Raw genomic sequence first — 23,845 nt, 5'->3', positions numbered from 1 at the left:
GGATTGGCGATCTTAATTAGCGGGTCTGGCCGACATGGCCAGGGTGTATTGGTCGGCGCGGCCTTCGTAGGTCAGTCCTTTCTTGAATGCCCAGATGCTGCTTTCGAAATGCAGCGGAATGCTGGGCAGGTCTGCCAGGGCCAGGGTCAGGGATTGCTGCAGCAGCTTCTCGCGGGCGGCCGGGTCGACGGTGACCAGGGCGCGCTTGAAGACGCGGTCGAATTCGGGGTTGTCGTAGCCGCCATAGTTACTGGTGCCCAGGCCGCGTTCTTTGTCGAAGGCGCTGACCCAGTACTGCAGGAACGAGGAGGCCTCGCCGGTTTCCGACGACCAGCCGCCCATGGCGAAGCTGAATTCGCGCTTGGCGCGCTTGGGGAAGTAGACCGAGCGCGTCATCGCGTCGACCGTGGTCTTGATGCCCACGCGCGACAGGTACTGGGCGACGGCCTGCGAGATCTGGGCGTCGTTGATGTAGCGGTCGTTGGTGGACGAGATGGTCAGCTCGAAGCCGTCCGGGTAGCCGGCCTCGGCCAGCAGCTTCTTGGCGGCGGCCGGGTCGTACTTGAGTTCGGGCGCGGGCTGCAGCGTGCCGGCCATGCCGTCGGGCAGGAACTGATTGGCGGGCACGGCCGCGCCATCCATGATGCGCTGGGTGATGGCCTTGCGGTCTATCGCCAGCGAGATCGCGCGGCGCACGCGCACGTCCTGCAGGGGGTTCTTGCCGTCGGCGGCGCGCACCGTGGGGCTGGGGTTGCGGGCCACGTCGAACTGGAAGTACACCACCCGCACCGACGGCGTGATGACGTAGCCGAAGCCCGGCGTTTCCGAGATGCGCTTGACGTCGCGCGCGGCGGGGTTTTCGATCAGGTCGAAATCGCCGGCCAGCAGGCCCGTCAGGCGCGGCCCGGCGGCGGGCACCGGCACCAGTTTCACGTTCGGCCAGGCGGGCTTGTCGCCCCAGTAGGCTTCGTTGCGCGTCAGTTCGATGGCGCTGCCCTTGACGTATGACTTCAGCACATAGGGGCCGGTGCCGATGGCGGACTTGCCGGTATTGAAGTCGGCCACCGTGGGCCAGGGGCCGGTCACGCCGCATTGGTTCTTCGGGTCGAAGCGGATCGGGCCGTGCTGGACGATGCCGCTCCAGATCATGGCGTTGCGGGTCAGGTCGTTGGGCAGCAGGGGGTAGGGCTGGTGGGTCTTGATGACCAGCACGTTGCCGTCGCGCACGTCGATGCTGGCCAGCTTCTGCACCACGCCGGCGTACGAGCCGCCGATGGATTGTTCGTTGTGCAGCGCGCGGCAGAGCGTGAAGATCACGTCGTCGGCGGTGAACGGCTGGCCGTTGGAGAACTTCACGCCGTCGCGCAGCGTGAATTCCCAGGTGGTGTCGTCCACCGGTTTCCAGGCCGTGGCCAGCCGCGGAATCAGGTTCATCTTGGCGTCCTGGCCCACCAGCGTCTCGAAGATGTGCGAGGTCATCGAGTCGTTCGGCGTGGCCTGGTGGTAGTGCGGGTCCATCGCGGTGGGTTCGGACGACAGGCCGATCCGCAGCGTCTGGGGGGCGGCCTGGGCCAGGGCCGCGGGGGCGCCGATGGCCGTGGCGGCCGCCAGCGTACAGGCGGATAAGGCGCTGCGGATGAAAACGTTTGCGGACATTGTGTTCCCTTGGTGTGTTTTTATAGGTGGCGGCGCGCCGTCGAGGGCGCGCCGCTCGGTCGATCAGGCGATGGGCTGGGCCAGCCGTACGACGGTGACGCCGGCCCGCAGGTTGGCGGTGGACGGCATGATCAGCACGCAGTTGTCATAGGGCGTGGTCACGGCTTCGCCTTCGGACCAGCCGATGACGGTGCCGGCGCGTGGCAGCGTTTCCAGGCCCTTCCAGGGCTCGGCGAAGCGGAAGTCGGCGCTTTTCGCGGCCACGGCGTGGGTCACGCGCAGGGCGCGCTGGGCGCTGGCCTGGGGCGCGATCCAGTCTTGGGGCAGGTCGGCTTCGTCCACGGTGCCGGCCGCGACCAGAAAGCGTGCCATCTGGTCGATCGCGACGCCGCGGGCCTCGGGGGCGCCATGAAAGCCGCATTCGATCAGCAGCGAACGGGTGCCGTTGTCGCCGGCTTCGCCGAAGCGGCCGTAGTCGCGCATGCGCACGCCGGCGGCGTGGCCGGCGTCTGCGATGATGGTAGCGGGGTTGCCCAGCGCCAGGGCCAGGTCGATGTTGCGCTGTTCCATGCCGGTCAATTGCAGCGGCACGTCGGAATTGCTCATCGAGTGAAAGTCCAGCAGCCAGTCGGCCTGGGCCACCCAGGGGCGGATCTCGGCGGCGCGGCGGCGTTCCTGGCTGATGGGCTGGGCCAGCTTGTCGTCGCTCCAGACGCGGTTCATGTCTTCGTCGACAAAGCGCGCCGGGGCGTAGTGGGCGGGGTCGAAGCGGTCGAACGCGGCCAGGTTGCAGAACGCCAGCGTCAGCGAACCGCGACGCGGGCGCAGGCCCGCGGCCAGGGCTTCTTTCAAGGCCCACGCACCGCACAGCTCGTTACCGTGGATCAGGGCGCTGAGCATGACGCGCTTGCCAGGCACGCCGGAGTCGAAATGCCAGACGCCCGGCGTATCCGTATTGCCCAGGCGTTCGGCCGACAGATCCGGACAGGCAAGCAGAAAGGGGCGCGGCTGGGGCGCGGACGAAGACAAGGACATGGGAACTCCGATCAAGCGAGGGGGATTGTATAGGGGATGACGGCAGAGGGCGGTCAGGCGACGGTCAGGCGCACGCTTGAGCGTGCCCGTTGGGCGACGATATCCGCGCCTTGTTCGCCCAGGTCCCAGAACAGGCCCGCCATGACGGCGGCCGCTTCACGCGCCACGGACGCCAGCAGGTGCTCGTCCGGGCCGTGCTGGCAACAGGCAGGGTAGGAATGGGGCACCCACACCGTGGGCAGGCCCAGCACTTCGGAAAACGCGTCGTTGGGCACGGTGCCGCCCAGGTTGGGCAAGAGCGCCGGCGTCTTGCCGGTGGTGGCGGCCAGCGAGGCCACGGCCCAGCGGGCCCAGGGATCATCGGGGTCCAGCCGGGTGGCGGGCGTGCCGCGGCGCATGCGGATGGCCACTTGCGACAGGCCGTGGGCGTCCAGATGGCGGCGCAGGATGGGTTCGGTCTGGCGCCAGTCGGTGCCGACCACGAAGCGCAGATTGCAGGTGGCGCTGGCGCGCGGCGGAATCGCACCCACCGGGTTTTCCGGGTTGCCGGTCTTGTAGGCCAGTACTTCCAGCGTGTTCCAGCCGAACAGGCGTTCGGCCAGCGACAGTCCCGGTTCGCCCCAGTCGGGATCGATATCGGGGGCGTCTTCGTCCTGGCCGACCTGGATGCTGGCCAACGCCTGGCGCACGGTGGCCGGGATGGCCGGGGGCCGCAGGCCATCGACCAGCAGGCGGCCGCGCGCATCGACCAGGCTGGCCAGCGCGTTCGCCAGGATGATGCCGGGGTTGGGCAGCACGCCGCCCCAGTTACCGGAATGGTGGGCGTGGCCGCGCAGGTCCACTACCAGATCGAACAGCAGCGTGCCGCGCGAACCCAGGAACAGGGTCGGCAGGTCGGCGGCCAGCCGCGGGCCGTCGGAGGCGATGAAGACGTCGGCGGCAAGCAGGTCGCGCCATTGGTCGCAGGCCAGGTGCAGGCCGGGCGAGCCGACCTCTTCGCCGCATTCCACCAGCATGCGCAGATTGAAGCCCAGGCGTTGGCCGCGTTCGGCCAGCACCTGTTCCAGCGCGGCCATGTTGATGCAGTACTGGCCCTTGTTGTCGGCCGTGCCGCGGCCGTACCAGCGGTCGCCCTCGGCGGTCAGTTGCCAGGGGGCCAGGCCTTGACGCCATTGTTCGTCGTAGCCGCGCACCACGTCGCCGTGGGCATACATCAGCACGGTGGGCAGGGCCGGGTCTTCCAGGCGTTCGCCGATCAGGAAGGGCGGCCCGCCGTCCACGGGGTTGTCTTTGACCTGACAGGAAAAGCCCAGGCCTTGCAGCCGCGGCGCCACCGCGGTGCGCAGGTAGTCGTACAGCGCGTCGCGCAGGTCGGGATTCTGGCTTTCGGTGCGGTACGCGACCAGGCTGGCCAGGTCGCGCTGCAAGGCGCCGCTTTCGGCATAGGCGGCCGCGCGGCCGACAGCGGCGGCGCGGCTGGCGTTCGGAACTGCTGCTGACACGGACTTCCCCTTTTGTGGGCGGACGCGTCCTGCGCGCCAGCCTGGATCGTTGCGCAAATTCTAGGATCAGGGAAGCTTTCTCTACAATTAGAATATTTATTGATAGCTTTGCATAAAAGGCAAAGCTTCATTCCGGCGCTTCACCACCTACAGGGGTTGAATATGCACGGCATTGCCTTGCGCTACTTTGTCGAGGTCGCCCAGGCGGGCAGCTTGAGCGGGGCGTCCGAGCGCCTGCATGTGGCCGTGTCGGCCATCAGCCGCCAGATCTCCAAGCTGGAAGAAGAGGCGGGCGCGCCGCTGTTCGAGCGCGCCGCGCGCGGCATGGTGCTGAGCGAAGCCGGTCAGCTGCTGCTGGCGCACGCCCGCCGCACGCTGCTGGAGTCCGAATCCGTGTTGCAGGAAATCGCCGGCCTCAAGGGCATGGCGCGCAACGAAATCCGCATGGCAGCCGTCGAGGGCGTGGCCCGCGTCTTCCTGCCTTCGTCGATGGTGCGCTTTCGCCGTGATTGGCCCGGCGTGCGCTTCGATCTGTACGTCGGCCCGTCGCACGACGTGGCCCGGCGGGTGGCCGAGGGTAGTGTCGAACTGGGCATGACCTTCAACGTAGAGCGGGTCAGCGGCGTCAGCGTGCGCTATTCCCGCCGCGCCCCGGTGCACGCGGTGATGGCCGCCGGCCATCCGCTGGCCGGGCGCCGAAGCGTCAGCCTGCAGGACCTGGGCCAATATCCACTGGCGCTGACCGGGCTGGGCACCTCGTCCCGGCACCTGTTCGAGATGGGCTGCCTGCTGGAATCGGTGCAGCTCGAACCCACCCTGACCTGCAACGACTCGTCGCCGCTGCACGGCTTCGTGCTGGAATCCGACGCCATCATGCTCAGCGGCTACATTTCGGTGGCCTGGAGCCTGGAGCGCGAAGAATTGGTGGCGGTGCCGATCTCGAACGCGGAATTGCAGTCGCGCACGCTGCAGATTTACGTCATGGAAGGGCGGGTGCTGCCGCCCAAGGCCGAGGCGTTCATCGCGCTGCTGTCGCGCGAGCTGGATCGGGTGCTGGACCAGGGGCCCGGGGTCTGACGGCTGTCGGCCTCAATGAAAAACGGCTGCCCCGCGGGGCAGCCGTTTGCATGGCGCGAGGCCGGATTACTTGGCGTCGGGCTTGGCCGAGGTGGCCAGCGTGAACTGGTCGCGGCGGCCTTCGTAGGTGATGCCCTTGCGGAAGGCCCAGATGCTGCTTTCGAAGTGCAGCGGGATCAGCGGCACGTTGTCCAGCGCGATCTGGGTGGCTTCCTGCAGCAGTTTTTCACGCTTGGGCGCGTCGACGGTCACGATGGCCTGCTTGTAGACCTTGTCGAAGTCGGCGTTGGTGAAGCCGCCGTAGTTGCTGGTGCCCAGGCTGTTGGGCGAATCGAGCGAGGCGACCCACAGCTGGAACAGCGCCGAGGCTTCACCCGTTTCCGCCGGCCAGCCGCCCATCGAGAAGCTGAACTCGCGCTTGGCGCGCTTGGGGAAGTAGATCGAGGCCGTCATGGCGTCGACGTTGGTCTTGATGCCGACGCGGGCCAGGTACTGGGCCACGGCCTGGGCCACCTGGCCGTCGTTGACGTAGCGGTCGTTGGTGGACGACAGCGTCAGCTCGAAGCCGTTGGGGTAGCCGGCTTCGGCCAGCAGCTTCTTGGCGCCTTCGGGGTCGTACTTGATTTCGGGGGCCTTGGGCAGCGCACCGAACATGCCGTCGGGCATGTACTGGTAGGCCGGGGTGGCCATGCCGTCCATGATGCGGGCGGTGATGGTCTTGCGGTCGATGGCCATCGAAATCGCCTTGCGCACGCGCAGGTCCTGCAGCGGGTTCTTGCCGTCGGCGGACTTCACGAACGGGCTCGGGTTGCGCGCCACGTCAGGCTGGAAGAACACCAGGCGGGTCGAGGGCGTGGCCACGAAACCGAACTTGGGGTTGTCCTTCAGGCGTTGCAGGTCGCGCGCGGCCGGGTTTTCGATCATGTCGAAGTCACCCGACAACAGGCCGGTCAGGCGCGGGCCGGCGGCCGGCACCGGCACGAACTTCACTTCCTTCCAGTAGGGCTTGGGGCCCCAGTAGTTCTCGTTGCGCACCAGCTCGATGCCGGTGCCCTTGACGTAGGACTTCAGGGTGTATGGGCCGGTGCCGATGGCGTCCTTGCCGTTGTTGAAGTCGGCCACCGTCGGCCACGGGCCGGTCACGCCGCAACCCTTCTTGGGGTCGAACGTCAGCTTGCCGTGCTCGACGATGCCGTTCCAGACGATCGGCAGCGAGCGCGCCAGTTCGGCGGGCATCAGCGGGAAGGGGGCGCCCGTCTTGATGATGACGGTGTGCGCGTCCGGCGTCTGCACGTCGGTGATCAGCTTGGTCGTGTCCATGTAGGACTGCGACACGTTGGTCTCGTTGTTCAGCGTGCGGCAGATCGTGAACAGCACGTCTTCGGACGTGAACGGCTTGCCGTTCGAGAACTTGACGTCGTCGCGCAGCTTGAATTCCCAGGTCAGGTCATCCAGGTTCTTCCAGGACGTGGCCAGCGCGGGCACCAGCTTCATGTCGGCGCTGCGGCCCACCAGAGAGCTGTAGACGTGCGCCGAGAAGGCGTCGTTCTGCGTCATCTTGTGGTAGTGGGGGTCGGCCGAGGTGGGTTCGGCGGACAGGCCGATCTTCAGCGTCTGGGCCTGGGCAGCAGCCAAGGGAATGGCGGCGGCCACAAGGGCCAGGGTGGTGCGCAACTTCATGGTGACAACTCCGGATGGGGAACGAACCGGATCGTGCGGGCGGGGAACAGCGGGGAAGCCAACCGGGGAACAGAGACGTCGGCCGGGGGGGCTTGCGGTGTTTTTGGCGCCAGCACGACGGCAAGGGGCCGATTATCGGTAGGGGCTTCGCGCGCTGTCAATGCGCGCCGGGCCGACGCTAGGGTAAACGCCGAGAGGGCCATTGCGCCTGTTGCGGCTTCGCAAATGCCAATCGCCCCAGTGCGAGGCAGTCCCGCTTCGGGACGGCTTCGCGCTGGGGCGACAGGGATTCTTGCTGCGGTATTGCGTGGCGGAGGGCGTCGCGGGGGCCCCGCAAGTGGGGCCGGCGCGGCGCGATGGCGCCCGGTGAGGGGAAGGGCTTGGAAGCCCCGGGCACCGGGATCGACACAACGGACGCCGCGTGGGCGGCGGGCGTTGCGTCTACAGCACGCTGGGTGAAATCGCGGGAGATCGGTCGCGATTCAGCCCGGCGCGGCTGTTCTTACCACTGCGAGCCGGAGAAGCGCGAGCTGGCGGCGCGGGCCTTGTTCATCGATTCGTTGACTTCGTCGATGAAGGCGAACACGCCAGCGACGGCGGCGGCGATCGCCTGGCCAGCCTTCTTCAGGTTGGTCAGCGGGTGGGAATTCGGTTGGTTCTCGAGGGCGCCGCGGAGCAGATCGCGCTCCAGCGCATCGGTCAGGCGGGCAGTGTGGTTCAGGGTCAGTTCGCTCATGGTTTGCTCCAGTCCGTTTCGTCTTGGTGTAAACCATTATAGGGAAAACCCTAAAACCAACGCAATGGGTTTTTAGGGGAAAACCCTAGTATGTTGTAAAAATGTTTTTTGCCCCAGGGACTTAGCGTTGCCGGCACGGGCGTCAGCCGCCGTTGCGCAGGCGCCGGGCGGCGTCCGCCAGCTCGCCCGCGGTCAGTCCGATCGGCCCGATGCCCTGGGAAACCAGGGCGTCCGCGGCGGCCCCGTGCAGCCAGACGGCGCCGGCCACGGCCTGGTCCAGGGGCAGGCGCTGCGCCAGCAGCGAGCCGAGCATGCCCGCCAATACGTCCCCGGTTCCGGCCGTGGCCAACCCCGGGTTGCCGCTGGTATTGCGGCGCCAGGCGCCATCCGGGTCGCAGACCACGCTGCCGGCGCCTTTCAGCACCACCCAGGCGCCATGGCGTCGTGCCAGGGCCTGGGCGGCGGCCGGCCGGTCGGCCTGGATGTGGGCGGTATCGGTGCCAAGCAGGCGGGCGGCTTCGGCAGGATGCGGGGTCAGCACGACGGGACCAACGCCCCAATTGGGCTGCACGGCGCCCCGGGCCAGCAGGTTCAGGCCGTCGGCGTCCAGCACCAGCGGGGCACCCTGACGCAGCACGAACAATTCGGACAGGGCGTTGGCCGCCTCGATGCCCGTGCCGATGCCGCAGCCGGCGACCCAGGCGGTGACGCCCCAGTCGCCTTCCAGCAACGAACGCGCGTCGCGCAGCATCAGTTCGGGTTGCAGGGGGTCGCAGGCCAGCGGCGCGCGATCTTGGGCAAAGCCCACCAGCACCTTGCCGGCGCCGGTCTTCAGGGCCGCGCGGGCCGCCAGCAGCGCCGCGCCTTCCATGCCGCGCCCGCCGCCCACCACGCCGACGGTGCCGAAACTGCCCTTGTGGGTGTCCTGGCCGCGCGGGGCGAACAGGGCGGGCAGGTCGTCGCGACGGATCTCGCCGGCAGGGGCGATGGTGGGGGTGTTCATGGGCTGAGGTTCCTGATCAGGGCGGCCGCGGTGGCGCATGCCGTATCCACTATAGTGCCCAAAAACGCGCGGCCTTTCGTCCGCGCCACCGGAGAAGACAATGACCGACATCACGCTGGAACACTATTCCGCCTATGAATCCCTGAAGCTGCGCCGGCATCCCAACGGGGTGCTGGAACTGATCATGGGGTCCAAGGACGGCAAGCCGGGCAAGCTGTCCACGGCCGATGACCGCATGCACCGCGAACTGGCCGACATCTGGCGCGACATCGACACGGACCCGGACACCCGCGTGGTGGTGATCCGCGGCGAGGGCAAAGGCTTTTCCGGCGGCGGCGACCTGGACCTGGTGCAGCAGATGGCCGACGACTTCGACGTGCGCACCCGCGTCTGGCGCGAGGCCCGCGACCTGGTCTACAACATCATCAATTGCAGCAAGCCGATCGTGTCGGCCATGCACGGGGCGGCGGTGGGGGCGGGCCTGGTGGCCGGGCTGCTGGCCGACATCTCCATCGCTGCGCGCGATGCCCGCATCATCGACGGCCACACCCGCCTGGGCGTCACGGCCGGCGACCACGCCGCCATCGTCTGGCCGCTGTTGTGCGGCATGGCGCGCGCCAAGTACTACCTGATGCTGTGCGAAACCGTGACCGGTGAAGAAGCCGAACGCATCGGCCTGGTGTCCCTGTGCGTGGACGAGGCCGAACTGATCGGCCGCGCCTTCGAAGTGGCCAACCGCCTGGCGGCCGGCTCGCAGACTGCCATTCGCTGGACCAAGTATTCGCTGAACAACTGGCTGCGCATGGCCGGCCCCACGTTCGACACGTCGCTGGCGCTGGAATTCATGGGCTTTGGCGGCCCGGACGTGCGCGAAGGCGTGCAGTCGCTGCGCGAACGGCGGGCGCCGAACTTCCGGCCTGACTCGCCGTTCTGAACCTTATTTCTTGAAAAAGGCTGCGAAGGCGGCCTGCGCTTCTTCCGTCTGGAGCCGGGCGCGGAACTGCTGCGCCTCGTAGTCGAGCGTTTCCTGGATGGCTTGTCGGTCGGGGCGCTTGAGCATGGCCTTGGTCAGGCGCAGCGCCGCGGGCGGCTGCCTGGCCAGGCTGGCCGCGGTGGCCTGCGCGGCGGCCAGCGCCTGGCCCTTGGCCGTGACCGCCGTGGCCAACCCGGCCTCGCAAGCTTCCTGGGCCGAAAACGCCTTGCCCTGCAGCAGCCATTCGGCGGCGCGGCGGGCGCCGGCCAGGCGCGGCATCACCAGGCTGGATGCGCCTTCCGGGCACAGGCCCAGCGCCACGAAGGGCATGCGCAGCGTCGCGCCTTCGCCGATATAGACGAAATCGCAATGCTGCAGCAGCGTCACGCCGATGCCGATGGCGTAGCCTTCGACCGCAGCGATGACGGGCACGTCGGCCTGGGTCAGCGCGCGCAGGAAGGTCAGGCCGGCGCTGTCGCCTGCGCCGCGTTCCGCCTGGAAATCGCGCAGGTCGTTGCCGGCCGTGAAGTGTTCGCCCGCGCCGGCCAGGATCACGGCGGACACCGAGGTGTCCGCTGCGGCCAGCGAGATCTGTGCCGTCAGGGCGGCATAGGTGGCGGTGTCCAGCGCGTTGCGACGATCCTGGCGGTCGATCACCAGCGTCAGCACCGCGCCTTCGCGGGAAACCTTCAGGCCGGCGCTCATGCGTAGGTCCTGCTGGCCAGTTGGTCCTTGGCCTTGGCGTATTCCTGGCGCAACGTGTCGACGATCTGCCGCGTGGGTTGCACGCTGGCGATGCCGCCCACGCCCTGGCCGGCGCCCCAGATGTCTTTCCAGGGTTTGACGCGGCCGGAGCCGAAGTTGGACGCACCGCTGTCCGGCTGGGGCAGGTTGGCGGGGTCGAGCCCGGCGGCCGTGATGCTGGCCTTAAGGTAGTTGCCCGGGATGCCGGTAAAGAACGGGGTATAGAGGATGTCGGACGCGCTGGCCTCTACGATGGCCGACTTGTAGCCGTCGCTGGCGTTGGCTTCGTCGCTGGCGATGAAGCGCGTACCCATGTAGGCGAAGTCGCAGCCCATGGCCAGCGCGGCCAGCACGTGTTCGCCCGACGTGATGGCGCCTGACAGGATCAGCGGGCCGTCGTAGAAGCGGCGCACTTCAGATACCAGCGCGAACGGACTGAGCGTGCCGGCATGGCCGCCCGCGCCCGCGCACACCAGGATCAGGCCGTCGACGCCCGCTTCCAGCGCCTTTTCGGCGTGGCGGATGGTGGTGACGTCGTGGAACACCTTGCCGCCCCAGTCGTGCACGCCTTTGACCAGGTCGCCGGGCGCGCGCAGGCTGGTGATGATGAGCGGCACGCGGTGGCTGGCGCATACGGCCAGATCTTGCTCGAGCCGGTCGTTGGACTGGTGGATGATCTGGTTGACGGCGTACGGGGCCACGGCGGCGCCGGGGTGGGCCTCGCGGTACGAGGCCAGGCCGGCTTCGATTTCGTCCAGCCAGTCGGTCAGGAGGCTCTGGGGCCGCGCATTCAGCGCCGGAAACGAACCGACGATGCCGCTCGTGCATTGCGCAACGACCAGTTTCGGGTTGGACACGATGAACATGGGGGCGCTGATGACCGGCAGGGACATCTGGCCATACAAATCAGTCACTAGAGAGTGGGGCATAGCGTCGTCGCGTGAAGTTTCGGGGAATCGCGCAAGGGTGGCTTGAGCGGCGGGAACGGATGTGCCTATAATTACCTACCGACCGTCCGGTAATTAATTAATCTTTATTTAACGGCAAGCGCCAAACTGCTGTCAATGGAAGGGGCCCTACCAATGGTCCGCTATTGAAAAAGCCAGCGCTGCCTCACCTGGCCCCGTCATGCCGACCTCTGCTGCCCCCGCCTCAAAACGCGCCCGCGCCGGCCGCCCGCCCACCATGGCGGCGCCGCGCGAACGCATCCTGGCCGAAGCCGCCAAGCTGTTTGCGCGCAGCGGCTACGACGGCAGTTCGGTGTCGGACCTGGCCGCGGCGATCGGCGTGTCGAAGGCGGCGATCTACCACTACTTCACGACCAAGCAGGACATCTATGACGCGATCATCCTGGCAGTGCTGAACGGCCTGACCCAAAGCGTGGGCCAGGCCGTGGCGCGGGCCGAGGGCGCGGCCGACCAGCTGCGGGCGTTCATGGTGGGCCATGCGCGCTATTTCGAGCAGCACCACGCGGAGTTCGTGACGATGCTGATCGGCTATTCGGGCATGGCGCTGCCCGAACGCGAAGACGCGGCACGCCTGCGCGACGGCTACGAGAAGCGGCTGCGCGAGGTGATCGCGCAAGGCGTGGCGGACGGCGCATTCCGCGCGCTGGACGTGCCGGCCACGGGCCGCGCGGTGCTGTCGATGCTCAATTGGATGGTGCGCTGGTACAAGCCCGGGCAGGGCGACAGCGCCGAGACGATCGCCGCCGGCTATTTCGATTTACTGATTGGCGGCATGCGCGCTTGAGCGCCGCTGCCCCGCACGTTTGAGAGACCCTGATCATGGCCCTGGATACCGAAACCCTGACCCTGTTGCTGGACGCGGTGCGCCGTTTCACGCACGAACGTCTGATTCCCGCCGAAGACGAACTGGCCACGAGCGGCCAGGTGCCGCCGGACATCGTGGCCGAGATGCGTGAGCTGGGCCTGTTCGGCTTGTCGATCTCGCCCGATTACGGCGGCCTGGGGCTGACGATGGAAGAAGAGGTGCGGGTGGTGTTCGAGCTGGGCCAGACGTCGCCGGCGTTCCGCTCGCTGGCAGGCACCAATATCGGCATCGGTTCGCAGGCCATCGTGCTGGCCGGCACGGACGAGCAACGCGCACGCTATCTGCCGCGCCTGGCCAGCGGCGAGCTGATCGGTTCGTTCGCACTGACGGAGCCGGACGCAGGCTCGGATGCGATGGCGCTGCGCCTGTCGGCGGAGCGCGACGGCGACCACTATGTGCTGAACGGCACGAAGCGTTACATCACGAACGCGCCGATCGCGGGCCTGTTCTCGGTGATGGCGCGCACGGCCCCGGAACGCCGCGCGGCCTCGATCTCATGCTTCCTGGTGGAAGCCGGCACGCCGGGCCTGATCATCGGCAAGCCGGACAAGAAGATGGGCCAGGCGGGCGCGCTGACCAGCGATGTGGTGTTCGACAACTGCCGGGTGCCGGCGTCGGCGCTGTTGGGCGGCGAGGAAGGCAACGGCTTCAAGACGTCGATGCGCGTGCTGGACAAGGGCCGCCTGCACATCTCGGCGCTCTGCGTGGGCATCGCAGACCGCTTGCTGCGCGACGCGGTGCAATACGCGATGGACCGCAAGCAGTTCGGGCAGCCGATCTCTGAATTCCAATTGATCCAGGCAATGATTGCCGATAGCCAGGCAGAGCTGTACGCGGCGCGCTGCATGGTGCTGGATGCCGCAAAGATGCGGGATCGCGGCGAGAACACGACGATGCAGGCGGCATGCTGCAAGTTGTATGCGACGGAGATGGTGGGGCGGGTGGCGGATCGGGCGGTGCAGATTCACGGGGGGGCGGGGTATATGTCGGAATATGCGGTGGAGCGGTTTTATCGGGATGTGCGGTTGTTCCGAATTTTTGAAGGGACTACGCAGATTCAGCAACTGGTGATTGCTCGGGAAGTGATCAAGGCGCAGGGGTAGTTTTTTTGTTGCTTTGGGCTTGTGCGTCGAGTTGTTCTTCGTAGGTCGCCCCTTGCGGCGGCGGCATGCGGAGTGGGCGCCCACGATTGCGGTCCGGAGCCTTCGCTCCGGACTGCCCCTGCGTCATCCTCGTCCAGGCCTTCGGCCTTCCCTACGGATTCCCTTGGGCGCATCGAGGTTGCCCACTCCGCATGCCGCCGCCGCAAGGGGCTACGTGTGTCTGGGTTTGTGGCGCTGCTAGACCTGTGGTCAGGGAATGGAATCTACAGGGTCGCCAAGCCGCGGCCGCGCGGGCGGCCACGTTTGGCATTCGTGTTGTTGACAGTGTTGCGGGGGCGCTTCGCGCTTATGGAGATTGGTTTTCTAGTGGTTTCCCCGTCAGGGGGGAGGGGCGGTGATGGGCGGCGCGGCAGGTACTGGTTTGCGCGGGGTGACTGTCTCGCGCGCCGCCCATCGGGCGCTGTATGTTCATGCGGAACGCCACGGCATCCGCGCCGCTCGAGAACAGCAGCCTCACCTATGCGCGAGAGCGCCATCGGTGCACGCAAGACGCCGCGTAAGCCTCGTAAGGCCGCCCGCGCGGCCGGCACGAGGCGGGCACCGTCCCACCCCGCCCACCCCCCCTAGTTCGACATAAAAATGCCAAGCACACCGCCCGCCCCAGCGTCCGTGAAATTGCAACTGATGCAGCTCTGTGGCGTGCGGCCGGGGGGACGCGGGGCGTGTAGATGCGCCCGACGGAATCCGTAGGGAGCCGAAGGCGTACGAGGATGAGGACGGGGCAGTCCGGAGCGAAGGCTCCGGACCGCAATCGTAGCCCCGCGTCCCCCCGGCCACACGCCGCAGAGCGTCTCAAGAACCTAAACTCAAGCAATCAACCGTCCGCCACTCGACCATCCAAAAAGCCACACAAAGCCCCCACCGGCTAATATCCCCCCTAACCTATCACTCTTGCCGCGTATAGATAAAAAATGTCGCAACGTCCTGCTCCTCTTACTGGTGTGCGTGTGTTGGATTTGACTCGTGTGTTGGCGGGTCCCTGGTGCACGCAGAACCTGGCCGATCTTGGGGCCGAGGTCATCAAGATCGAACGGCCCGGCGCGGGCGATGACACGCGCGCCTGGGGGCCTCCGTATCTCAAGGATGCGGCGGGCAATGACACCAGCGAGGCGGCTTACTACCTGTCGGCCAATCGCAACAAGTTTTCGGTCGCGCTCGACATCGCGTCGCCGCGTGGGGCCGAGCTGGTGCGGGAATTGGCCTTGCAGAGCGACATCCTGGTGGAAAACTTCAAGGTCGGCGGGCTTTCCAAATATGGGCTGGATTACGACAGCCTCAAGGAAATCAATCCGCGCCTCATCTATTGCTCCATCACCGGCTTTGGCCAGACCGGCCCTTACGCCAGCCGTCCGGGCTACGACTTCATGATCCAGGGCATGGGCGGGCTCATGAGCATCACCGGCGAACGCGATGATTTGCCGGGCGGCGGGCCGCAGAAGGCGGGCGTGGCCGTGGCGGATCTGATGACCGGCATGTATTCCACCGTGGGTATCCTGGCGGCGCTGCATGAGCGTTCGGTCAGCGGGCTGGGGCAGCACATCGACATGGCGCTGCTCGATTGCCAGGTGGCCATGATGGCCAACCAGAATTTGAACTTCATGACCTCCGGCAACGCGCCGCGGCGCGCGGGCAATGCGCACCAGAACCTGGTGCCGTATCAGGTCTTTGCGGCCAGCGATGGCCACCTGATCGTGGCCGTGGGCAATGACAGCCAGTTCCGCAATTATTGCGGTGCCATCGGTTTGCCCGAGCTGTCGGCGGATCCGCGGTTTTCCACCAACCCGCAGCGCGTGAAGAACCGCGAAGAACTGGTGCCCTTGCTGGTCGAGCGCATGGCCACGGGGGCGCGTGATTACTGGCTGGCGGCGCTGGAAGGCGTGGGCGTGCCGGCCGGGCCCATCAATACGCTGGACCAGGTCTACGAAGATCCGCAGGTGCTGGCGCGCGGCATGAAGCGCGAGCTGCCGCATCCGGTAGCCGGCACGGTGCCGATGGCGGCCAGTCCGCTGAAGTTCTCCGGCAGCCCGGTGCAATACCGGCGTCCGCCGCCCATGCTGGGCGAGCACACGGCGCAGGTGCTGGCTGAAAAGCTGGGCTTGTCCGCCGAAGAAATCCAGGCGCTGGCCCAGGGCCAGGCCTGATTCATATGGCCGCGCGGCGCTTGCCGCCGCGTGGCAGCAAGCGCCGCGGCGCGCGAACACTATTCCCATTACAGGCAGGAGAGAGTTGATGACGGAGATTCAAACCATCGGCGTCGTGGGCGCCGGGGCCATGGGGCGAGGCATTGCCCAGATCGCGGCGCAAGCCGGTCTGCGCGTGCGCCTGTACGACACCAGCGCCGACGCGGTGGCGGCGGCGCGTGAATCGCTGCGCCAGACCTGGGACAAGCTGGCCCAGAAGGGCAAGCTGTCGGCCGCGGATGCGCAGGCCGCGCTGGACCGTGTCGAATCGGCCACGGCGCTGACCGACATGTCGCAGTGCCAGCTGGTGGTCGAAGCCATCGTCGAGCGCCTGGACGTCAAACGTGACCTGTTTGCCGCGCTGGAAGGCGTGGTGGCCGATGACTGCATCCTGGCCTCGAATACCTCGTCGCTGTCCATCACCGCCATCGCCGCGGCGTGCAAGCGGCCGCAGCGCGTGGCGGGCTATCACTTCTTCAATCCGGTCGCGCTGATGAAGGTGGTCGAGGTGATCGACGGCCTGCGCAGCGCGCCAGAAACGGGCGACGCGCTGGCCGAGCTGGCGCGCCGCATGGGTCATACGCCCGTGCGTGCCAAGGACATGCCCGGCTTCATCGTCAACCATGCGGGCCGTGGCATGAACACCGAAGGCCTGCGCGTGGCACAGGAGTCGGTGGCGACCTTCGCGCAGGTGGATGCCATCATGCGCGAGCAGGCCGGTTTTCGCATGGGCCCGTTCGAGCTGCTGGACCTGACCGCGCTGGATGTCTCGCACCCGGTGATGGAATCGATCTATCGCCAGTTCTTCGACGAGCCGCGCTTTCGTCCGTCGCCCATCACCACCGTGCGCCTGGCCGGCGGCCTGATCGGCCGCAAGGCTGGCGAGGGCTTCTACACCTATGTGGACGGCCAGAAGCAGGTGCCCGCCGAGCCGCCCGTGCCGGCGTTGCCGCAGGGCCTGAAGGTCTGGGTCAGCCCCAAGCATCCCGAGGGCTATGCACGCGCCACGGCGCTGCTGGAAAAGCTGGGTGCGCCGCTGGTGTCGGGGGCATCGCCGGCCGCGGACGCGCTCATCATCGTCACGCCCTTTGGCGAAGACGTGTCCACCACGGTGTCGGCGCAGGGCCTGGACGCCTCGCGCGCGGTGGGCCTGGACACGCTGCAGGCCTTTGACACGGCGCGCCGCCGCAGCATCATGGTGTCGCCGGCCACGCAGGACAAATGGCGCGATGCTGCCCACGCCTTGCTGGCGGGCGATGGCGTGCCGGTGTCGGTGATCCAGGATTCGCCGGGTTTCGTGGCCCAGCGGATCGTGGCCATGATTGTCAACATTGCCGCCGACATCGCGCAGCAGCAGATTGCCACGCCCGAGGACATCGACCGTGCCGTGACGCTGGGCCTGGGCTATCCGGTGGGCCCGCTGGCGCTGGGCGATGCCCTGGGCGCCGAGCGCATCCTCGAGATCCTAAAGAGCATGCAGCGCGTTACCGGTGACCCGCGCTATCGGCCCAGCCTGTGGCTGCAACGCCGCGTGCAGCTGGGCATGTCGCTGTTGAAGTCGTCCGCCGCCGACTGACGGCCGGCGCGCACCGCGCCATGTAAAAAGCCCTTCGAGTGATCGAAGGGCTTTTTGTTGGAGGCCACCGTGAAGCGTGGCCGCAGCGGGGTGCGGGCCTGCCCTACTTGGCAGCGTCCACCATGTATTGCACGGCCGCGCGGATGTCGTCTTCCGAGGCGTTGGCCGCGCCGCCCTTGGGGGGCATCGGCGGCTTGCCTTGCATGGCGACCTTGACCATCGCGTCCATGCCGGTCTTGATGTAGGGGTCCCAGGCGGCCTTGTCGCCGAACTTGGGCGCGTTGGCCACGCCGGTGGCGTGACAGGCGAAACAGACGCTCTTGTAGAGCTTTTCGCCGGCCGGATTGACGGCAGCGGTGGACTGCGCGGGGGCCGGTGCGGCAGCAGGAGCCGGCGCAGCGGCGGCAGGGGCGGCCGCAGCGGGTGCAGCAGCAGGGGCCGCCGCAGCAGCGGGCGCCGCGGCGGGCGTGGCGTCGGCTTCCTTCTTGGCGCCTTCTTCCGCGGGGGCGGCCGGTTCGGGCAGCGAGCCGCCGGACTTGTTGGCCATGTAGACCACGGCGCGGGCTACTTCGTAGTCGGACAGCGTGGGGTTGCCGCCCTTGGCGGGCATGCCGCCCTTGCCATGCAGGGCCACGTTCATCATGGCGTCAAAACCGGACTGGATGAAGGGCGCCCAAGCGGAGTTGTCGCCGATCTTGGGGGCGCCCGCCACGCCGGCGGTATGACAGGCCGTACAGACGGCGGCAAAGACTTGTTCGCCCGTCTTGAAGACCTTGGGGGCGTTGGCGTCGACCAGATCGAAACCGGCGACTGGGGCAATGCGTTTGGTGACGGCTTCGTTGGACAGGGTGTCCGAGCCGGCGCCTACCTTGGTGCCTGATACGACCAGATTCACCAACAGGATGATGATCGCGATGGGCACCACGAAGGATAGGACGATGGTGACGACCAGTTGCTTCGGGGTCTTGATGGGGGAGGAGTGCTCTTCTATGTGTTCCTGCTCGTTGCTCATGACCAAATCCTGCTAACGGGTACCGGGGGCGCCTGGCGGCGGCAACAGAAAATCAGTACTGCACAAAGGGCGGCAAAAGCAGACCGCCTTGCAAGCAAACGCTGGATTATATAACGGTGTCATGGACACGCGTCCAACCCCCGGACACGGGTTTTCGCGGAGTTTTCCCTATGGTTTGATCTGCTTCATGCAGATTGCGCAAAACTAGGTACAATACCGCCTCCTTGCGCTGCGCCCGTAGTTCAATGGATAGAATGAGAGTTTCCGAAGCTCTTGATACAGGTTCGATTCCTGTCGGGCGCGCCACCTCTGCGCTTTACCCCCCCCTTCAAGTCCCCCTCCTTTCAAGTCCCCCTTCCAGCTTTATTCAAGCCCTGTCTTTGCCGCCTTCGAGCCAGCCTCGAATATGCCGTGGCCGATGCATGCTGCCTGGTCGTCGTCATAACGAAGCTGGCGGTTCGTTGCCATGACGAATATCGGGCGCGCATTTAACGTCGTCGATTCCGATTCAGGGGTTGAATAATAAAAAGCCGTACACCGCAAACAGTGCCAGGTGCATCGCGCCCTGCATGACGGAAGTCCGCTGGCCATTGAAAGACAGCATGCCCACCAGCACCGTCAGCCCCAGCAATACCGTTTCCAGCATCGATATGCCCATGACGACCTGCTTGCCGGTCACCAGGCCGATGACGAGCACGGCGGGGACGGTCAGGCCGACGGTCGACACGAAGGCGCCCAGGCACAGGTTGACCGAGCGCTGCATTTCATTGCTGCGCGCCGCCTTGATCGCGGTCAGTGATTCCGGGGTGAAGACGATGATGGCGATCAGTACGCCGCTGACGGCGATGGGCGCGCCGGCCGTAACCACGCCGTAATCAATGACGATGGCCAGGTGGTGCGCCAGCAGCACGATGGGAATGATCATGCCCAGCAGCAGCGCGCTGCTGCGCCAGATCGAGGTGTTGTCGCCCGCTTCGGTGGTCGGCTCGTTGGCCGGGATGGTTGCGCTGCCGGCAGCCACGGCCATCTGCCCCGCGGGCGGCTGGATGAACAGCCGCTTTTCGCGGCCCATCTGCAACCACAGGAACACCGCATACAGGCCGGCAGTGATGGCGGCAATGGTCCAGGCCTGCAGCGGGGTGAATTCGCCGGCGCCCGACAGGTAGTTGGGCAGGACGAGCGCGGTGCCGGTCAGCAGCACGATCATCGTCAGGTAGGCGTTGGCGCCTTGCGCGTTGTATTCCTGTTCGCCGTGCTTTAAGCCGCCCAGGACCAGGCAGAGTCCCATGACGAGATTCAGGATAATCATCATCACCGCGAAGATCGAGTCGCGGCCGATGGTGGGAAATTCCCCCGGGCCCAGCAGCATCGACGCAATCAGGATCACCTCGATCGAGACGATGGACAGCGTCAGGATCAGCGTGCCGTAGGGTTCGCCCAGCTTGTGGGCCAGCAGGTCTGCTTCATGGACCACGCCAAACGAGGCCGCGATGATGGTGAAGAACAGGACGGCGAAGCAGAGCATCGCGGCCATCGGCATCAGCGGCTGCGCGAGCCACGTGCCGCCGTAGACGGTGAAGGCAGTCACGACCAACCAGGCCCAGCCCAGTTTCAACCAGGTAGTCTTGGGAATGCGAGGGGGGTGTGCAGAAGAGGAGGGGACGGGCATCGCTGTTCTTTCCGTGAAAGATGACAGGGTCGTCCCTAGGAGTGACACGCCGGCCAGGTCGTCCTGGCGGGGCAAGCGCGAGTGCGCTTGAGTAAATGCGATTTTAACCGATCGGGCGTCGCGCTCAAGCGGGGCGCCGTGCCCGGATCGTCACGCGTATTGGCGGCAAAGCCACGTGCGTCGGTTATCCTGCGGCAGATCGCTCTCAATGAAGAAGACCCCATCATGGCCTCCACGGATATCCTTATTTCCACGGACGCAGTCGAGCCCGCGCTTCGCAACGACTACTGGCGCGAGGTCACGCGGCCGTTCTGCGACACGACGCCGGTGGCTGATGGCGAGGCCGCGACGCTGGAAGGCACGATGCGCATCCGCACCGTGGCTGGTCTGACGCTGGGGTCCACGGCCTTCAATGCCCAGCGCTACAGGCGCGACCGCTGGACCATCGCCCGCAGCCCCATCGACCACTATCTGGTGCACGTACTGATGGCCGGCTCGATCCGCGGCGACTTCGCCGGGCGCAACGCCGTGGCCGCGCCCGGAGGCATCTGCATCATCGACTTGTCGCGGCCCTACGCCTGCGAGGTGGACGCGGGCGTGCGCCTGGCCACGACGGTGCCGCGCGCCAGCATCGATAAATTGCTGGGCGCTCGCGACCTGCACGGTTTCGCGCTGGATCCCCGGCTGCCGATCACGCGGCTGCTGGTGGATTATCTGCAAGGGCTGCATGCGGTGTCCGGCGATCTTTCCGCCAGCGAGGACGTGGCGGTGCAGGAAGCGCTGATGACCTTGTTGTCGGCGGGCCTGGCTGGGGCCGGCCCGGCGCAGGATGAGCCGCAATCCGTGCTGGGACGGGCGCTGCGCGCGCGCACGCTGGCCTTCATCGACCGCTACCTGGCCGATCCGAAGCTGGGCCCGGACATGCTGATGCAGCGCTTCAGTGTCTCGCGCGCCCACCTGTACCGCGCGTTTGCCGATCTGGGCGGCATTGCCCACGTCATCAAGAGCAAGCGGCTGGATGCCGCCTACGCCGCACTGATCGATCCGCGCAACGCCGCGGTCGCCACGGCGCGGATCGCCGCCGATACGGGGTTCGCGGCTACCGGCAAGTTTCGCAAGGCATTCATCGAGCGCTTTGGCATGACGCCGCAAGACGCGCGGGATCGGGAACACTGGCCCGTGTCCATCACTGGCGGGGCGCCCCAGCTATCGCAGCACTTCGCGGCCTACGGCGCGGATCAGAAGCGGTAGGCCAGCCCCATGATCGGGCCTTGCTGAACCACGTTGTAGATGAAGCCGTTGCGGTTGTAGTTCACGCCCAGCGCGCGATAGCCCAGCACGGCTGAAAAATTGTTCTTGAACTGGTAGCCAAATGCCGCGGTGGCGTCCCAGTCGAGCCGGGCCTGGCCTGCGCCGACGATGCCCCATCCGGTCACGAACCAGCTGTCGTCCAGCATGTAGCGCCCGCGCAGGCCGACGACGGCGTCGATCCACGTCGCGCTGTCGCGTTCGCCCTTGCCGTCCAGCCGTCCGCCCTTCAGTGAAATCTCGGTGCTGGCATACCAGAGGCGCCCGCCGCCGACGACGTCCAGGTGGCCGCGATCGGATTCGGCCACGCTGTAGCCTGCCCCTAGAAAGCCGGAGAACGACTTGGACGTGATGTCGACTTCCTTGCTGAGCACGCCGATGCGGTTCTTGCCGCTGACCGACAGGCGGCTGTACATGACGTCGCCCAGCAGGCTGACGCGTTGGCGCCTGGCCTCGATGGCGCCCATGAACGCCAGGTCCAGATCGCTGAAGATCTTGCTGAAGCTGGAATCGATCCTGCTGGCCGGCTGGCCGAATTGGCCGGCCTTGCCGCTCAGGCTCGCGGCCCAGATATAGGGGCTGGCACTGACGCTCCAGCTGTCGCCGCTGTTGGCGTTGTCTTTGAGCAGCGGGCTGATGGGCAGCGGGTTGTCGGCCAACGCCGCGCCGGACAGGGCGGACAGCGTGGTGGCGAGAATCAAGGTGGGGAAGAAAGACCGCATGATTTCCTGAAGAAGCAAGGTCTGGAAAGGCGTGACGATCCGCGCCGATCAACGTGCGGACAGGACGGCGTCTTCCACGCCGCAGTTCTGCCTGGGCGCTGCGCCATTGGCCTTGGCCGCCAGCACTTCCTGGCGAGCGGCAGCCATGTCGGCCAGGAATTCGGCGTTGGTGTGCAGCTTGGCCACGGTGGCCGCGCCCATCGTGCGGCCGGCGTCGACATCGCTTTGCCAGTGGGCGTTGCAGATGACGCGGCTTTGGCCGAATTCCAGGCCGCGGCGCAGCAGCGCGTTGGTTCGTTCAGGATTGAGTTCGGCCAGCACCAGCGCCCAGGCCCAGCCCGCGGCGGTATGGCCCGACGGATAGGAGCCGTCGTTGCGTAGCAGCGGTTCCTGCTCGGCGAAGCAGGTGCCTTCGTTGTGCACCACAAACGGACGCGTGCGGTTGTAGGTGTTCTTGACGCCGTAGGTGGACAGGCCGGCGTCGGTCAGCACGCGCTGCATCAGCACGAACAGGCGCGGCGTGGTGGTCTCGCTGATCTCGATGCCCATGGCGCACGAGAAGTTCGCGGCCGGTTGCGGAAACTGCAGATCGGCGTCCAGCCTGGCCAGGCCGGCGCGCGCCTTGCCGCGCAAGGGGATCGTGGCGGCGCGGGCCTCTTCGTCGCGGGCCAGCGCGGCGCTGCCCTTGGCGGGCGGGGGGCCGAGCAGTTCCAGGCTGTCGGGCAGTTCCTTGGGCGGGATGTAGCCGGCCGCCAGCTGGAAGTGCGGATCGGTGACCTTAGGGCCGGGCGCGTCCTGCGCGGCAGCGACCCCGGTGTTCATGCCGGCCAGGGCCAGCGCAAAAAGGGTTGCCGTCTTGGAGATTCTCGAGCGCATGTTCGGCCTGTACCGTGGGTGAAATCAGTGTCTGCGGGAAGTCATTCATTGCGGCCTGGCGCGGCCCGACCTGAATGTGCGGCAGAATTTACACCGGGGTATCGCACGTAAAACCATGCTTGCGGCGGGACGAGACAAATCGACGGGAAGATTGAGACATATGGGGAAAAGGGTGGCAAAAACATCACATCTGGTTTTGCTTCCTTGCGTGAGCGTCGTCTTCGACACCTCATCGGCACGAGGCATGCGGGCTGCATGTGACATGCGTTTTTCGTGCTTTGCGGCGGAGTGGGTAGGGATGGATGTTGCGTTCGTGACAAAACTTCTGACAGGGTCTTCGTCGGATTCTTCTGATTCTGCGGCCTGTCTTAAGTAACGGTACGAGGATCGATGTAGTTTGATGGATTTGACGAAAGTATTGATGGTCAGATCAATCCTCCTGAGTTGTTGGGCGGCTTCATTGTGACTACAATGTAGTCCTGATAGCCAAACCACCCGCTACAGGGAGAAACCCATGTCCACTGCTGACACTTATATTCGTGCCCGAATTGACAACGAGACGAAAGAACGCGCTACGCGCGTGCTGGATGCTATGGGACTCAATGTTTCTACAGCGATTCGTTTGCTGATGACCCGGGTGGCTGCGGAAGGAAGATTGCCTTTTGCAGTTGAGCTTCCGAATCGAACAACTCGAGCGGCTATTGAAGAGCTTGAGAGCGGTCAAGGTAAGCAATATGCCAGCGTGGACGCTATGTTCCAGGATGGCGTGAATGGCGAGAAAAATCGAGGTGTCGAAGCAGTTCGAACGAGATCTGAAGCGCTTAAGCGCAGGCGTGCACGGACCTAGTGCGAGACTGCAAATAGACTTGCGTGCTGTGCTCACGACCTTGTGCCGAGGCGCCATCTTAGATGCTCGGTATTGCGACCATCCGTTGGCAGGAGAGTACAAGGGCTATCGCGATTGTCATGTTCGCAATGACTTGGTTTTAATTTATAGGCTTGATCCAGATGTTCTCAAGCTGGTTCGCTTGGGAACACATAGCGATCTCTTCTGACAGCGTATCGGCTCAAGTTTCTGTGTTTGCAGGCCCGCCATTGCG

21 protein-coding genes and 1 tRNA gene are annotated in these 23,845 nt (G+C 66.1%); 10 read left to right on the top strand and 12 right to left on the bottom strand.

Annotated features, from left to right (window positions below):
- Positions 1-12 precede the first annotated feature (12 nt).
- The 3 genes from AC3WMR_RS27065 to AC3WMR_RS27055 all read right to left on the bottom strand — a co-directional run bounded on the left by AC3WMR_RS27065 (position 13) and on the right by AC3WMR_RS27055 (position 4,193).
- On the bottom strand, positions 13-1,656 hold the full coding sequence (locus AC3WMR_RS27065) for an ABC transporter substrate-binding protein (RefSeq protein ID WP_492266938.1): 1,644 nt from the start codon (positions 1,654-1,656) through the stop codon (positions 13-15).
- Between the two features lie 63 nt (positions 1,657-1,719).
- Positions 1,720-2,691, bottom strand: coding sequence for a M14 family metallopeptidase (locus tag AC3WMR_RS27060; RefSeq protein ID WP_025139723.1), 972 nt, complete (start codon positions 2,689-2,691; stop codon positions 1,720-1,722).
- Positions 2,692-2,744: 53 nt separating this feature from the next.
- A complete protein-coding gene (locus tag AC3WMR_RS27055; RefSeq protein WP_492266937.1) occupies positions 2,745-4,193 on the bottom strand; it encodes a M20 family metallopeptidase in 1,449 nt (482 codons plus the stop codon).
- 162 nt (positions 4,194-4,355) lie between these two features.
- Between AC3WMR_RS27055 and AC3WMR_RS27050 the strand changes: the two genes are divergently transcribed.
- Positions 4,356-5,270 (top strand): LysR family transcriptional regulator, encoded by a 915-nt coding sequence (locus AC3WMR_RS27050; protein ID WP_025139721.1) that lies wholly within the window; start codon positions 4,356-4,358, stop codon positions 5,268-5,270.
- A 66-nt stretch (positions 5,271-5,336) separates the two neighbouring features.
- Here the strand turns inward: AC3WMR_RS27050 and AC3WMR_RS27045 are convergent, their stop codons facing one another.
- From AC3WMR_RS27045 to AC3WMR_RS27035, 3 genes are all read right to left on the bottom strand, one after another.
- Positions 5,337-6,950: an ABC transporter substrate-binding protein gene (locus AC3WMR_RS27045; protein WP_025139720.1), complete on the bottom strand. Its 1,614-nt coding sequence runs from the start codon at positions 6,948-6,950 to the stop codon at positions 5,337-5,339.
- A 502-nt stretch (positions 6,951-7,452) separates the two neighbouring features.
- Positions 7,453-7,686 (bottom strand): hypothetical protein, encoded by a 234-nt coding sequence (locus AC3WMR_RS27040; RefSeq protein ID WP_006392557.1) that lies wholly within the window; start codon positions 7,684-7,686, stop codon positions 7,453-7,455.
- A 142-nt stretch (positions 7,687-7,828) separates the two neighbouring features.
- Positions 7,829-8,689 (bottom strand): NAD(P)H-hydrate dehydratase, encoded by an 861-nt coding sequence (locus AC3WMR_RS27035; protein WP_492266936.1) that lies wholly within the window; start codon positions 8,687-8,689, stop codon positions 7,829-7,831.
- Between the two features lie 100 nt (positions 8,690-8,789).
- On the opposite strand from AC3WMR_RS27035, the gene AC3WMR_RS27030 reads away from it, so the two are divergent.
- On the top strand, positions 8,790-9,623 hold the full coding sequence (locus AC3WMR_RS27030) for an enoyl-CoA hydratase/isomerase family protein (RefSeq protein WP_263915785.1): 834 nt from the start codon (positions 8,790-8,792) through the stop codon (positions 9,621-9,623).
- 3 nt (positions 9,624-9,626) lie between these two features.
- On the opposite strand, the gene AC3WMR_RS27025 is transcribed toward AC3WMR_RS27030, so the two are convergent.
- Entirely contained in the window at positions 9,627-10,367 is a 741-nt protein-coding gene (locus AC3WMR_RS27025; RefSeq protein WP_492266935.1) for an enoyl-CoA hydratase-related protein, read from the bottom strand.
- Positions 10,364-11,335: an NAD(P)H-dependent flavin oxidoreductase gene (locus AC3WMR_RS27020; RefSeq protein WP_492266934.1), complete on the bottom strand. Its 972-nt coding sequence runs from the start codon at positions 11,333-11,335 to the stop codon at positions 10,364-10,366. The genes AC3WMR_RS27025 and AC3WMR_RS27020 overlap by 4 nt, the downstream gene beginning before the upstream one ends.
- A gap of 199 nt (positions 11,336-11,534) precedes the next feature.
- Here AC3WMR_RS27020 and AC3WMR_RS27015 point away from each other — a divergent pair, with 199 nt between their 5' ends.
- The 4 genes from AC3WMR_RS27015 (at position 11,535) to AC3WMR_RS27000 (ending at position 17,158) form a co-directional block, all read left to right on the top strand.
- Positions 11,535-12,158 (top strand): TetR/AcrR family transcriptional regulator, encoded by a 624-nt coding sequence (locus AC3WMR_RS27015; protein ID WP_492266933.1) that lies wholly within the window; start codon positions 11,535-11,537, stop codon positions 12,156-12,158.
- 35 nt (positions 12,159-12,193) lie between these two features.
- On the top strand, positions 12,194-13,342 hold the full coding sequence (locus tag AC3WMR_RS27010; RefSeq protein WP_492266932.1) for an acyl-CoA dehydrogenase family protein: 1,149 nt from the start codon (positions 12,194-12,196) through the stop codon (positions 13,340-13,342).
- Between the two features lie 971 nt (positions 13,343-14,313).
- Positions 14,314-15,543 (top strand): CaiB/BaiF CoA transferase family protein, encoded by a 1,230-nt coding sequence (locus tag AC3WMR_RS27005; protein ID WP_175193622.1) that lies wholly within the window; start codon positions 14,314-14,316, stop codon positions 15,541-15,543.
- An 88-nt stretch (positions 15,544-15,631) separates the two neighbouring features.
- Positions 15,632-17,158 (top strand): 3-hydroxyacyl-CoA dehydrogenase, encoded by a 1,527-nt coding sequence (locus AC3WMR_RS27000; RefSeq protein ID WP_492266802.1) that lies wholly within the window; start codon positions 15,632-15,634, stop codon positions 17,156-17,158.
- 103 nt (positions 17,159-17,261) lie between these two features.
- Here AC3WMR_RS27000 and AC3WMR_RS26995 read toward each other — a convergent pair whose 3' ends face one another.
- Positions 17,262-18,170 (bottom strand): c-type cytochrome, encoded by a 909-nt coding sequence (locus AC3WMR_RS26995; protein WP_492266801.1) that lies wholly within the window; start codon positions 18,168-18,170, stop codon positions 17,262-17,264.
- A 231-nt stretch (positions 18,171-18,401) separates the two neighbouring features.
- On the opposite strand from AC3WMR_RS26995, the gene AC3WMR_RS26990 reads away from it, so the two are divergent.
- Positions 18,402-18,476 (top strand) — tRNA-Arg (locus tag AC3WMR_RS26990).
- 202 nt (positions 18,477-18,678) lie between these two features.
- On the opposite strand, the gene AC3WMR_RS26985 is transcribed toward AC3WMR_RS26990, so the two are convergent.
- Positions 18,679-19,839, bottom strand: coding sequence for a calcium:cation antiporter (locus AC3WMR_RS26985; RefSeq protein ID WP_492266800.1), 1,161 nt, complete (start codon positions 19,837-19,839; stop codon positions 18,679-18,681).
- A gap of 225 nt (positions 19,840-20,064) precedes the next feature.
- Here AC3WMR_RS26985 and AC3WMR_RS26980 point away from each other — a divergent pair, with 225 nt between their 5' ends.
- Positions 20,065-21,090, top strand: a complete 1,026-nt coding sequence (locus AC3WMR_RS26980; RefSeq protein WP_492266799.1) for an AraC-like ligand-binding domain-containing protein — start codon at positions 20,065-20,067, stop codon at positions 21,088-21,090.
- Here the strand turns inward: AC3WMR_RS26980 and AC3WMR_RS26975 are convergent.
- Complete coding sequence (locus AC3WMR_RS26975) at positions 21,078-21,869, bottom strand: hypothetical protein (RefSeq protein ID WP_492266798.1); 792 nt, start codon at positions 21,867-21,869, stop codon at positions 21,078-21,080. The two genes, AC3WMR_RS26980 and AC3WMR_RS26975, sit on opposite strands and share 13 nt — an antisense overlap.
- Before the next feature lie 48 nt (positions 21,870-21,917).
- On the bottom strand, positions 21,918-22,745 hold the full coding sequence (locus AC3WMR_RS26970) for an acid phosphatase (RefSeq protein ID WP_492266797.1): 828 nt from the start codon (positions 22,743-22,745) through the stop codon (positions 21,918-21,920).
- Positions 22,746-23,259: 514 nt separating this feature from the next.
- Between AC3WMR_RS26970 and AC3WMR_RS26965 the strand changes: the two genes are divergently transcribed.
- Positions 23,260-23,592: a type II toxin-antitoxin system RelB/DinJ family antitoxin gene (locus AC3WMR_RS26965; RefSeq protein ID WP_492266796.1), complete on the top strand. Its 333-nt coding sequence runs from the start codon at positions 23,260-23,262 to the stop codon at positions 23,590-23,592.
- Positions 23,516-23,800, top strand: a complete 285-nt coding sequence (locus AC3WMR_RS26960) for a type II toxin-antitoxin system YafQ family toxin (protein WP_492266795.1) — start codon at positions 23,516-23,518, stop codon at positions 23,798-23,800. The genes AC3WMR_RS26965 and AC3WMR_RS26960 overlap by 77 nt, the downstream gene beginning before the upstream one ends.
- The last annotated feature ends 45 nt before the right edge of the window (positions 23,801-23,845 follow it).

This window comes from Achromobacter sp. FW305-C-28 (assembly GCF_058783235.1).
The sequence above is the reverse complement of the archived record's forward strand: the minus strand, read 5'-3'. Positions and strand labels throughout refer to the sequence as shown.

Bases quoted from the DNA above. Each gene is read 5' to 3' on its own strand.
- AC3WMR_RS27065 (WP_492266938.1), bottom strand. From the start codon at position 1,656: ATGTCCGCAAACGTTTTCATCCGCAGCGCCTTATCCGCCTGTACGCTG.
- AC3WMR_RS27060 (WP_025139723.1), bottom strand. From the start codon at position 2,691: ATGTCCTTGTCTTCGTCCGCGCCCCAGCCGCGCCCCTTTCTGCTTGCC.
- AC3WMR_RS27050 (WP_025139721.1), top strand. From the start codon at position 4,356: ATGCACGGCATTGCCTTGCGCTACTTTGTCGAGGTCGCCCAGGCGGGC.
- AC3WMR_RS27045 (WP_025139720.1), bottom strand. From the start codon at position 6,950: ATGAAGTTGCGCACCACCCTGGCCCTTGTGGCCGCCGCCATTCCCTTG.
- AC3WMR_RS27040 (WP_006392557.1), bottom strand. From the start codon at position 7,686: ATGAGCGAACTGACCCTGAACCACACTGCCCGCCTGACCGATGCGCTG.
- AC3WMR_RS27035 (WP_492266936.1), bottom strand. From the start codon at position 8,689: ATGAACACCCCCACCATCGCCCCTGCCGGCGAGATCCGTCGCGACGAC.
- AC3WMR_RS27030 (WP_263915785.1), top strand. From the start codon at position 8,790: ATGACCGACATCACGCTGGAACACTATTCCGCCTATGAATCCCTGAAG.
- AC3WMR_RS27025 (WP_492266935.1), bottom strand. From the start codon at position 10,367: ATGAGCGCCGGCCTGAAGGTTTCCCGCGAAGGCGCGGTGCTGACGCTG.
- AC3WMR_RS27020 (WP_492266934.1), bottom strand. From the start codon at position 11,335: ATGCCCCACTCTCTAGTGACTGATTTGTATGGCCAGATGTCCCTGCCG.
- AC3WMR_RS27015 (WP_492266933.1), top strand. From the start codon at position 11,535: ATGCCGACCTCTGCTGCCCCCGCCTCAAAACGCGCCCGCGCCGGCCGC.
- AC3WMR_RS27010 (WP_492266932.1), top strand. From the start codon at position 12,194: ATGGCCCTGGATACCGAAACCCTGACCCTGTTGCTGGACGCGGTGCGC.
- AC3WMR_RS27005 (WP_175193622.1), top strand. From the start codon at position 14,314: ATGTCGCAACGTCCTGCTCCTCTTACTGGTGTGCGTGTGTTGGATTTG.
- AC3WMR_RS27000 (WP_492266802.1), top strand. From the start codon at position 15,632: ATGACGGAGATTCAAACCATCGGCGTCGTGGGCGCCGGGGCCATGGGG.
- AC3WMR_RS26995 (WP_492266801.1), bottom strand. From the start codon at position 18,170: ATGAGCAACGAGCAGGAACACATAGAAGAGCACTCCTCCCCCATCAAG.
- AC3WMR_RS26985 (WP_492266800.1), bottom strand. From the start codon at position 19,839: ATGCCCGTCCCCTCCTCTTCTGCACACCCCCCTCGCATTCCCAAGACT.
- AC3WMR_RS26980 (WP_492266799.1), top strand. From the start codon at position 20,065: ATGGCCTCCACGGATATCCTTATTTCCACGGACGCAGTCGAGCCCGCG.
- AC3WMR_RS26975 (WP_492266798.1), bottom strand. From the start codon at position 21,869: ATGCGGTCTTTCTTCCCCACCTTGATTCTCGCCACCACGCTGTCCGCC.
- AC3WMR_RS26970 (WP_492266797.1), bottom strand. From the start codon at position 22,745: ATGCGCTCGAGAATCTCCAAGACGGCAACCCTTTTTGCGCTGGCCCTG.
- AC3WMR_RS26965 (WP_492266796.1), top strand. From the start codon at position 23,260: ATGTCCACTGCTGACACTTATATTCGTGCCCGAATTGACAACGAGACG.
- AC3WMR_RS26960 (WP_492266795.1), top strand. From the start codon at position 23,516: ATGGCGAGAAAAATCGAGGTGTCGAAGCAGTTCGAACGAGATCTGAAG.